The sequence below is a fragment of the Chitinimonas violaceus genome (assembly GCF_052601015.1).
In genome coordinates this window covers 1-9,694 of the sequence record NZ_JBQXDJ010000093.1, presented here as the reverse complement: position 1 = coordinate 9,694, position 9,694 = coordinate 1, and the positions used below count along the sequence as shown (strand labels likewise).

Annotated in this window: 3 protein-coding genes; 2 read left to right on the top strand and 1 reads right to left on the bottom strand. The window is 55.7% G+C overall.

Features of this window, described 5'->3' with window-relative positions:
- The first annotated feature begins 85 nt into the window (after positions 1 to 85).
- Both ACUHMQ_RS18910 and ACUHMQ_RS18905 read left to right on the top strand, forming a co-directional pair.
- The gene (locus ACUHMQ_RS18910; RefSeq protein WP_445297014.1) at positions 86 to 9,046 is read left to right on the top strand and encodes a pyocin-S2/colicin E7-DNase domain-containing protein; all 8,961 of its coding nucleotides are present in this window, start codon (positions 86 to 88) and stop codon (positions 9,044 to 9,046) included.
- Positions 9,043 to 9,261 carry a bacteriocin immunity protein gene (locus ACUHMQ_RS18905; RefSeq protein WP_445297013.1) on the top strand — a complete coding sequence of 73 codons (219 nt, stop codon included), beginning with the start codon at positions 9,043 to 9,045 and terminating at the stop codon, positions 9,259 to 9,261. Before ACUHMQ_RS18910 ends, ACUHMQ_RS18905 begins: the two co-directional genes overlap by 4 nt.
- A gap of 59 nt (positions 9,262 to 9,320) precedes the next feature.
- On the opposite strand, the gene ACUHMQ_RS18900 is transcribed toward ACUHMQ_RS18905, so the two are convergent.
- Positions 9,321 to 9,694 (bottom strand): hypothetical protein (locus ACUHMQ_RS18900; RefSeq protein ID WP_445297012.1); only part of this gene is annotated, 374 nt, incomplete at its 5' end.

Below are 9,694 nucleotides of genomic sequence, written 5' to 3'. Positions count from 1 at the left end.
CAAAGCGGATCTGGTGGGGATGGGGCATGGTGGGACATCGGTTTACCTGTCTTCCGGATCCGGCTTCCCCAGTGGGTCGACTGAAATGGCCTTTGCACATAGTGCAGACTGGCCCAGCCAGCACCTCACACCGCGCTTTCTGGCGAATGTGAACGGTGACGGTAAAGCTGACCTGATCGGCTTTGGTCGGGATGGGGTGTATGTCGCCAGAGGCACGTCGATGACATTGGCGCTGTTGCGTCCGCATCGGGAGCAAAGTGATGTCATTACCCGGCATAGCTACGATGCAGCGGGTCGCCAACGCTACAGCATCAATGCCCTCGGTGAAGTCACCGAGAAGCAGTACGACGCAGCAGGCCGGCTGATCCGCACCACCCAATACGCCAAAGCGATCCCGAATCCACAGATCACCCAAGTAGAGCTTGAAGCCTTATTGCGCAGCGATCCTTATGCCAAGGATACCGCCAACCGCAGTACCCATACGCTGTACGACAGCGCCAACCGCATCAGCGGTGAGATCGATGCCGAAGGCTACCTGACCGAATATACCTACGATGGGGTGGGCAACCGTACTCAGTCGACCCGCTATACCCATCGCGTCTGGTCGCATGGCGGTAATGGGCTGTTCAACACGCCTGAGCGATGGGATGCCATCCTGGGTCAGAATGCAGGTGGGTGGCAGAACCAGGAGTCCTTCCCACGCTTGGTTGGCGACATCAACGGTGATGGCCGTGCTGACCTGGTCGGTATCGGTTCAGATTCCCTGTTCACCTTTATCGCCAACGAGAACAACCTGTTCGGTATTGGTCCCACTGGCACGCAGATGCGTGCGGAGTCAGGCTGGACCAGCCAGAACATCATGCCGCGTGCCCTGGCCGACATGAATGGGGATGGCCGTGCCGACCTGGTGGGTTTCGGCACCGATGGGGTGTACGTGGCCTTGGCGCAAGGCAACGGTACCCACTTCACCGGCTTTGGGCTAGCCACCCGTTGGTTGCAGAACATGGGCCGAGATGCAGGAGGGTGGATCAATCAAGATACTTATCCACGTCTGGTCGCCGATGTGAATGGGGATGGCAAAGCCGATATCGTCGGTTTCAGCGCTGAGGGGGCCACGACCTATCTGTCGACGGGATCTGGGTTGACCCATGTACATACCAGCCCTCAGTTCATGCGGTCGACGGGCTGGACCAGCCAGACTGAGCGCCCACGGGCGTTGGCGGACATGAATGGGGACGGCAAAGCCGACATCGTGGGCTTCGCGGCCGATGGCGTCTATGTCTCCTTGGCGCAAGGATCGGGCACCCAGTTCACCGGCTTTGGCGCGATGACCCAGTGGTTATCGGGCATGGGTACCCATGCGGGTGGTTGGTCGAGCCAGGACCTTTATCCCCGTCTGCTGGGCGATGTGAATGGGGATGGCAAAGCGGATCTGGTGGGGATGGGGCATGGTGGGACATCGGTTTACCTGTCTTCCGGATCCGGCTTCCCCAGTGGGTCGACTGAAATGGCCTTTGCACATAGTGCAGACTGGCCCAGCCAGCACCTCACCCCTCGCTTCCTGGCGAATGTGAACGGTGACGGTAAAGCTGACCTGATCGGCTTTGGTCGGGACGGGGTGTATGTCGCCCGCAGCACATCGATGACATTGGCCATGTTGCGGCCACATCGGGAACAGAGTGATCTCACAACGCAGTATGTCTATGACGCAAAAGGCCGCCAGACCTTCAGCAGCGATGCAAACGGTGTAGTGACCGAGCAGCGCTATGACAGCATGGGCCGGGTGATCGAGACCATCCGCTATGCCAAACCGGTCGATAACAGTCAGCCATTAGCAATCTCGATCAAACAGTCGTTGACCCGTAGTACTGGGGATTTGTGTACCCAATACACCTATGACGCGTTGGGTCGCAAGCTCACCGAGACGATCGACCCCACCGGACTGAAGCTGACCACCCGGTTTGAGTACGACGCCATGGGCAATATGGTGGCGAAGTGGGATGCCAAGGACAATGCGACCCGCTTTGTCTATGATACCTCGGGCCGCCAGACCTTCAGTTGCGATGCAAACGGCGTCGTGACCGAACAGCGCTATAACAGCCTGGGTCAAATTGCCGAGTCAATCCGCTACGCCAAACCGGTCGATACTAGCCGGCCGATGGCTGAGTCAATCAAGCAATCGTTGGCCAGCAGCGCAGGTGATCTACGTACCCAATACACCTATGACGCGTTGGGTCGCAAGCTCACCGAAACCACCGATGCTGTCGACATCCGCACCAGCCCCGATGCCGCACCGCAACGTGTCCAGCTGGTCACGCGGTTTGACTATGACAGCATGGGTAATCTCGTCAAACGCACTGAAGCCGCCGGCATTGCCGGCATGGAGCGCGTCAGCGAGTTCGCCTACGACAGAGCCGGCCGGCAGACTACGCTCAAGCAGGTGGGGTTCGGGACGGTAGGCAGTACACCGGAGGTCGTTAACGATACGATCTACAACGGGACTGATCTGAACCGCACCAGCCTGGGTGATACCCCGTTTACCCCAACCAGTACCACCTATTACGACAGCTTCGGCAATGCCGTGGCGCACGAGGATGTGGGCGGCAATTGGCGCTACAAGTCCTACGACAAGCTCGGTCGCATTATCCTGGAAACGGATGGCGAGGGCTATCTGACTGCCTACAACTACGACGCGATCGGTAACCGTACTTCGCTGGTTCGCCATGCTACCAAGCTCGATCTGGCGCCTGGTCGCAAAGAAGGTTACGACCTGAACCAGGAACGGTCAGCACTGCTGTTGCCCGATCGGGCCAGCCCGTATGACCGGGCGATCCTTTACCGCTACGACCAGGCTGGCCGGGTGATCGAGACGGTGGAACCGACTGCCTATCAGTTGAACCTGCAGGGCAACCTGGTGGAAGCGTCGGCAACCGGCAAGACCACGCGCAACCAGTACAACGCCCAAGGCTTGCTGATCAAGCAATCCGTCCTGGTCTCCCATGTCGGGACAACTCAGACCTGGGCCGACACCACTTTCTATTACGATGCGGCGGGCCGTAAGGTCGGGCAGGTCGATGCCGAAGGCTATGTCACCCAGTGGACTTATAACAGCCTGGGCAAGATGACGCGGGAAGTGCAGTATGCTGCATCCTTGCCCGTCGACATTGCTGATCTTGGGAATAACTTAGATCACAGCGAGTTGGAATTTGAATTTCTTGTTGACTCGCTGGAAGGCCAAGCCAACCTCGTGACCGGTGCAAACCGCAGCACCCGCTATGAATACGACAAGCTCGGTAACCGTACTGCCGAGATTCGCGAGAATATCGGTGGAGCGATTGTGAACGCCCAGGGGGGTGTGAGCTATACCAACGCTGACGTCGCCACCCGCAGTCGCTATGACCAATACGGCAATGTGATCGAGACCACCGATGCCCGGGGTAACCGGGTATTCAACTATTACGACGCCCTGGGTCGGATGAGCCATCAGGCACAGGCCTCACAGCGCGTCGGCAATACCGATCACTACATCGTCACCCAGTACGAACGCGATGCGCACGGCAATGCGGTGCGCACCACCCGGTTTGCCGACACAATGACCTTGGCGGTGGGCGCAGAACGCCCGGGCAGCTTGGCAGTGCCTGCCAGCAGCAATGACGACCGCGTCGAACAGCGCCGTTTCGACCTGGCTGGCCACCAGACCGAATACCGGGTGGACTTACGCGCCGAGGACGGTGTGCTGGGCAACCAGATTCTGCAGAAGACCTTCTACGATAAGTTCGGCCGGACGGCGTTGGAATGGCAAGGTGTACGGAATACTTACCTACAACCCGGTAATTTGGTATCCAATAATCAGGTTAAAGCGTTCGATTATGACCGCAATGGCAACCAAGTGGGTACACGTGAACGTTATGGTGCCAAGGGAGAGTCGACCGAAGTTAAGCACACTCAGGCCAGCTACAACGCCTTTGGCGAAATCACCGAGCGCAAGCTTAAAGATATCACCACGGGAGTATTTGAATACGACAATGCAGGCCGTATCTGGCGCAGGCAGGAAGCCGGCGTATGGACGGTGCAGTACTACAACCCCATGGGCTGGGAAGTGGCGCGGATCACCTCGCCGGTGGACGGTGCATTGTCAGGGGCAATTACCCCGGCCAGTCTGGCGCATACAGCCGTACTGTCCGGTAACCAGCTGCAAACGGGGGCAAATGCACAGTACCGCCGTACCTATACCCACTACGACAAACTGGGCCGGCAGATCAGCCAGACAGGACCGGCGTTTACCACCCAACCCGTGGGGGAAGTGACCTCGTCTATCACCGTGGGCAAACAGGATGCCGATCCAACCATAACCGAGATTCAATTACCGATTCAAACTGATGGTTCGCAAACCTGGTTACGTTATACCAAACATGGCAAAGTTTATGTGGTAGAACGTGGTTCGCCACCGATGTTGAATTTCAATTTGTACCAAAACATCAGCCTAGCCGTGAACGTCAATGACTTTAGTCTGAACGATGGCGAAAGCATTCAGTTACAGCAGGTGAGCTTGCTGGTTGGCGATAAGCTGACACCTGAAACGGATGAGAAGGACTTGTTCAACCGCGCTGTCGGTATCACGCACTACCGGTTGAGTCGGGTCAATGGCGTTTATACACTGAACGCGGAAGCCAGCATCACCCCTACTGAATACCAGCCTGTCACACAGGCCCGTTTTGACCGTTGGGGTAACCGTATTAGTCTGACCGATGCCGCCGGGGCAATCGCTCGCTGGCAGTACAACAACCAGAACCAACTGCAGTTAGAAACGGGGACCGCAGTCAATCAGGTCGTCGATGGGGTCAGTACCCGTGGCACACTGTCCAAGCGCTACAGCTACAGCCATACAGGCGATCTGCTGGGCAGCTGGGATGGCAATGGCAATCTTACCCGCCAGCAGTTTGACCAGTTCGGCCGCTTGCTCACGACACGTTATAGCGCTTCGGAGACCAATCTGGTTCAAGGCCTGGTCGGTGATACCAACACCTACGACACCCAGGGCCGACTGGCCCAGACCATCAGCAATATCGGCGACAAGCCGCTGACGACGACTTATACCTATAACCGGCTGGATCAGCGGATTAAGGTGCGTCGGCAAGGTGAAACGAATACGGTTGATACCACGAATAAGGGGAATAATCGCGACACCAACCAACCCAATTGGGTAAGCAAGGCATTGGTAACGGATTTCACCTATGACGCTGCTGGGAATCAGATCAATGAAGCCCGTTATGACGACAGTGCAGCCGCCCATAAGCAGGAAACACGGTATCGATTTGATACTCAAGGCAAGGTGACGGAAAGTGGTGTCTTCCTATTCAGGGGGACCCCAAACAACAGCCTATCGGATGGCCTGTTTCAGACTACTCGCTATGATTTGCTGGGTAACAAGGTCAGGGAATCGAACCAGTGGGGCAGTGATCCTGCTGAAACCAAGACTTGGCAGTATGACCTGGGTACCGGTCGACTGATGGGGCATACCGACCTGGGCGGCAATACCTACGGCAACTATCAGTATGATGGTGCCGGTATGTTGAGCCGCTACGACTATACCCGTATCAATAGTGGCCTTGCGCCTATCACACGCAGCCATGTTTATGACACGGCGGGTCATCTGATTGAACAGACCGAGCTGCAAAATAAAACGGTGTCGGTATTTGATATCCCCGGGTTGCCAAATAATGGTGGTTTGATTGGCACTCAAAAAATGCGTTACGACAAGTTGGGCCGAATCAGCTTTGAGTTGATGTCACGACCAAACAAAGGAGAATGGTTCCAAGCCACGGACTACGATGCTTTAGGCCGCGTACAAGGGGTGTATGGCCAGCGGGTGGGTGCGCGCTATGGTTATGATGGCAACAACAACCGGACTTTGGTAACGGGAAGTGTAGGCAATGCCAGTTGGTTGAATCCAGTGAGTGGAAGTAACTACCACTACCGCTACGATGCGTTGAACCGTGTCATCGTGAGCCGTGGGGTGTTCGAGAATGGCAAGGTCGGCATCAGCAAAGTTCAAGGGGAGATGATCGCCTACTTTGGTGCAAGCCAACAACGTATGGGGGTTGAAAGTTATCGGTCATATACCGATAGCTTAACGACGTTCGACAGTTTCAAATACGACAGCTTTGGACAATTGATCGAAGTCAGCCAACGTAGTGCTACTGGCTCCAATGTTTTGATCAAAACCCGCCGCGAGCACAACTACCTTGGTCAGGTCACGACCGAGGATAGTTACAGCAACGAAGGCGGGATATCGCAACGCACGCGGAATGAATTCAATGCCCAAGGTCGGCTGAGGGTGCAGACCACCAAAGGTGTGACTGGCGCTGGTTTGACAGAGGGTGCAGCCAAAACCACCTTGACCAATACCTACCTGGGCAGCCGGCTCACCAGCTATCAATTTATTGACCACATCAACAGCGCGCAGAGTCAGACCTTTGCGTTCCAGCATCAGGCTTTCGAAACGTGGCGGGAAACCAGCCAGACACGTGGTGCCGCGGTAGGGCAAGGTACGAGCATGTCTACTTTGGACCACTACGGCAATACGACGAAGGTAAGCGAGGCTTACGTGACGCAGCGCACCATGCTGGTGGACTTCAACGGTCGGGTGTTACGGAAGACCAACCTCACTCGTCCTTCCGTCCCACCCAACACCAATCAGGTCAACTACCTTTATGCCGGTGGTAATACCGTCGCATCGAGCTATGGCGCAGGCGAGAACGCCAACTTCGACTACACCAGTGCGGCACGTACGGGCACCCAGGCACCCAGCAATCTGTCGATATACCCCGTCAACAAGGGTGACACCCTGCGTACCATCGCGTTTGCGATGTGGGGTGACAGCAGCCTGTGGTACTTGATCGGTGATGAGAATGGTCTGACGCAGGGGGCCGATGCGCCGTTGGATGCAGGCAAATCCCTGCGCATTCCGAATGCCGTGTCGGCAGCGAACCGTGCGGACACGTTTGCGCCCTACAACCCGAGCCGGCTGGTGGGTGACACCACGCCGGGCCTGCCACCACCACCACCGCCGCCGAAGAAAAAGCGTTGGGGCCTAGGTACCATCCTGATGGTCGCGGTAGCGATCGCGGTGACGGTCTACACGGCAGGTGCTGCCACCCCGATGTTGCAAGGTGCTTTCGCAGCAGCCGGAATGAGCGCTGCAACCGCTGCTGTGGCTGGCACGGTGGCCGGTGCGGCTCTGGGCGGTGCTGTCGGTAGTCTCGCCAGCCAGGGTACTGGACTGATCACAGGCACAATCGACGAGTTCTCATGGAGCCAGGTGGGCCGTAGCGCATTAAGCAATGGGCTGACCGCGGGAATTGGCGGTAGCGGGTTACGCGAAGCAGCACAGGGGTTGAATTGGGGTAGTACCGCCACATCGGCACTGACTGCTGTTGGCAGCACAGCGCTGAGCCAAGGCTTTATGTCGGTGGTGGGTGCAAGCCCGTTCAGTTGGCGTACCATAGCGGCTGCGGGCATTGCCGCACCGATTGCCGATAGCATCGGCAACAATATCTTCGGCGTTGAGGGTACCAGTGTAGGTATGAGCTGGGCAAAGGATCACCATTTTGCTGCTAACTACCTCAATAATCTCGCCGGTGGCATCGTGAACCGTACCGCGCAGATCGCAGTCAACGGCCGTGGCAGGTTGGACTTTGCGAGCGTGGCAGCCAATGCATTCGGGGATGTGCTGGGTAACAGCATCGCGGGGAATGGTCGTAACTGGGTGGGTCGTACTCCATCGCCAACGACAGCCAGTGGCATACCGGTCTCTCCAGTAGGCAGAAGCGCCCCAGGTAACGCTGGGCCGGAAAATGATTACGAGGTTGGCAGTACGGGAACAGGCGGCTTTGCCTACAACGCCGATGTCGAAGTTCGACAATTGCCTTATGAACCGCCTTTGGAAGTAAGGCGTATTGGGCCACCGTCTGAGGGGTGGTTGCCATCCGGTGAAATCGATCACGCTTATATCAGTCGACAAAGCATGCTTAACCAGCATAAGGATGGATTTGTCGATGGCATGAAGTCCGTCAATCGCGACTTCTACGCGAATCAAAAGAACGCCGGGCTTGATCGTGGTGGGTTCCTCGGCACCGCACAGTATATGGGCGCTCATTTTGGTGGATTAACGGCCACTGCGGGCACCAACATGGCGGAAGGCGTAGGCGCACTGTATACGTTGGCAACGGACCAAAATGCCCGTAATAACTTTGTCTCCGCAATGTCGAATCTCACTGTCGATGGTGTAGTGGGTTCGGCCAGGACGGGCTTGAGGAATTTCAGTCAGCTTCCGTTGGGGCAACAAGCTGAGTTTGCCTACACCACTGCTTTGGAAGGGCTAGCTGGCGGAGGATTGGCCAAGGCTGGCGGCTTCGCTGGAAATGCAGGCAAGCAATTCTTGGTAAATAACGCTGCATCCATGATGGATGACATAGCGCAGCGCGGCATACCCGTGTTGCCATTCCCCAATGCACCAAGAATGCCGATGGCCGCTTATGCCGTACCCGTTGATGATGCTGCCAGTTTTGGGATGCGGGCGAGTGATAGTGGGTTAGCACTTCCTACAGGAAGAACAGCCGCTGAAATTCGGAACATGGCAGGTAGAGCGAGCGGCGGGCTAAATTTGCCTGAAGTAAATGGAACTTGGTTAAAGGGTACCCATGGCAATTTTGGTAACATCCCTGGTCAAGTCGCAGATAAGTTGAATGGCAAAACTTTTGACAGTTTTAATGACTTCAGAAATGCATTCTGGACGGAAGTAGCAGCTGATCGACATCTAGCCAGTCAATTTGGAAAAGCTAACTTACGGCGAATGGAACAAGGAATGGCCCCTATTGCTCCTTCTTCACAGCATTTGGGCAAACAATCATCCTACGTATTGCATCATAAGTTACCAATTCAGCATGGCGGGTCTGTTTATGACATGTCTAACTTAGCTGTAGTAACTCCTAAGTTGCATAAGGAAATTTTGGATGGTGCATTTCATTTTGGAGGAAAGCGATGAATTTGCAGCTTAGCCGAGACGAATTAGTAAGAATGATCTCAAAAATCATGAATGCTGAGGGATCAGAGGAAGAGTTAGACGAACTGCTTTTTAAATTGAAAGAAATTTCCCTGTTGCCTAACGTATCGGATTTGATCTTCTTTCCAGAAAAAGAAATGTCTGCGGAAGAAATTGCTGATGCAATTCAAAATTACAAACCCAATTTGCTTGGGTAGCTAAGTAATGGGCCAACTTTGAAGCCAAATTCCTTTCAATATGGGAAAAAGTTTGTTGCTTAAATAAAATCATCATCACAGCGCACCCAGTCGGCATTGCCGTCTAAGTGCACGCACTCATCCCGGTCGGTCCACCATTCCGGTGGGCCGGACTCGGCGCAGTGGTCCAAATAACCTGCATCATAGGGTGGCGGTTCATCTAAACCGGGGTCTTCCTCGGGGTTCCACCATGTTGGTGGGCCTTCATCGGGGTAATCGTCGTCGTTTTGCGGGGTTTCGGCTGGCGGTAGCGCGTCGTTGAGGGCGTCAGCCAATAACTGCGTACAGTTATTGTCACAAGTCCTAGATGGCCGAGCTTCGCCCGTCCTTGCGGCGAGTCCTTCGGCCGCGCCTTCAAACATCGACTGCTTCTTACGCCAGTCGATGGTCCAGG

Excerpts from the sequence above, each read along its gene's own strand:
- ACUHMQ_RS18910 (WP_445297014.1), top strand. The coding sequence starts at position 86 with ATGGCCTTTGCACATAGTGCAGACTGGCCCAGCCAGCACCTCACACCG.
- ACUHMQ_RS18905 (WP_445297013.1), top strand. The coding sequence starts at position 9,043 with ATGAATTTGCAGCTTAGCCGAGACGAATTAGTAAGAATGATCTCAAAA.